Origin of the sequence: Leucobacter sp. 7(1), from assembly GCF_900163635.1 — a bacterium.
In the GTDB taxonomy this organism is placed as follows: domain Bacteria; phylum Actinomycetota; class Actinomycetes; order Actinomycetales; family Microbacteriaceae; genus Leucobacter.
The window spans coordinates 1-1,562 of the sequence record NZ_FUID01000089.1; the positions used below are offsets into that span (position 1 = coordinate 1).

Annotated in this window: 2 pseudogenes; both read left to right on the plus strand. The window is 66.5% G+C overall.

Features of this window, described 5'->3' with window-relative positions:
* A pseudogene (locus FM113_RS18245) lies at positions 1-1,178 on the plus strand (hypothetical protein); the annotation flags it as partial.
* Between the two features lie 151 nt (positions 1,179-1,329).
* Positions 1,330-1,562 (plus strand): annotated as a pseudogene (locus FM113_RS16070) (hypothetical protein); the annotation flags it as partial.

The window sequence follows — 1,562 nt, forward strand, 5'->3', positions numbered from 1 at the left end:
ACACCGTCTACGGCCCGTTCGCGTCGGATGCGGAACTCACCGATGATCTCGACCTCACGGGTGCTCCGGTGCTGGCGGAGCTTACGACGCCGGCGAGGAACGGGGTGTACAAGCTCGGTTACTCGGATGAGGACAAGATCGTGCCGACCGAGCCCGGCTTTTACGTCCTCGTCACGGCCTTCGCGGGCGATGACCGGGTGCAGCCGTATGCGTCGTCTCCGGCGGATGTGCTGGAACGCTTCTACGTCCCACCCACCAATACTGAGGTGCCCGTGTCGGTGGTGACGCAGGCGACACCGGAAGCGTTCGTCGGTGAACCGTTCTCGGATACTGCGCTCGTGCAGGGCACGAAGATTCCCGACGGTTCCTATCTGGTGTTCCGCGCTTACGGACCCCACCCGGCAGACGCCGGAGCCGTGTGTGAATCGCCGTTCTATGAGAGCGAGGAGATCCCGATCACTCAGGCGGGTGTCTACCGTTCTGGCACCACCACCGTCACTGAGCCGGGGAATGTGTACTGGGTCGAATCCCTCTACAACGCCGACGGCGAGATCATCGCCGAAGGCGTCTGCGGTGCGCCGGGTGAGACGACGGTGGTGAAGGAGCACCCGGAGGAGCTGATCGTGAAAACGAACGCCGTGGCGACCGTGCAGCTTGGTGATCCGGCGCATGATGTCGCGACCGTCACCGGCACCGTCCCCGACGGGGCACGCCTGATCTTCGAGGCGTACCGGCAGGACAGTGACACCGCGACTTGCACCTCGGAAGACCTCGTCTTCACCTCCACCACGATTGATCTGGATGGGCCGGGTGAGTATCGCTCCGACGAGGTGATCTTCGAGACGGTCGGCATCTACTACTGGGTGGAGACCGTCACCGATGAGGACGGCACGATCCTGCACCGTGGGGTCTGCGGTGCACCGGATGAGACCACCACCGTCACCGACACTCCGGACGAACCAGGGAGACCGGGCACGCCGGGTGAGCTCGCTCACACCGGCGGCGGTGACTGGTGGCCGCTCGGTCTTGCCGGGGGGCTGATCGCTGCGGCCACCGGCGGGGTGCTGCTGTTCGGGCGTCGCCTCGCGATCGCCCGCGACCGCGCCGGATACGTCCGTGACGAGGACCTGTCGTTCGAGGAGTTCAAGGCCCAGTTCGAGGAAGCAAAGGAGGACTAACCCCAGGCTGCTGACCCGCCGGCGCCCCCATGGCGGGCCGGCACGGGAGGGCACGAACCACCCCCAGGTTCGTGCCCTCCCACCTGCGTTCCCGGGGCGGTACGAGCGCACCTGCCTGGCGACACCACTGCACTCCACCGAGAGGAACCCTGTGACGCCGAAGCCCCGCTACCGCCGCACCCACCCCGACCACCAACCCCCGAAAGCGCCGAAGCCGCCGAAGACTGAGCCCGGTGGACCGGTCGTCGTGCCGGTAGTGGAGTTCACCATCGACGCGGACAGTGCGATGACGGTCACCGTGGATGGGGTGCCGTATCTGCCGGAGCCGTTCGCTCCGGCCTGGCGACGCGACTCCTTCCCGACAATCCTCGACACCCTCACCGC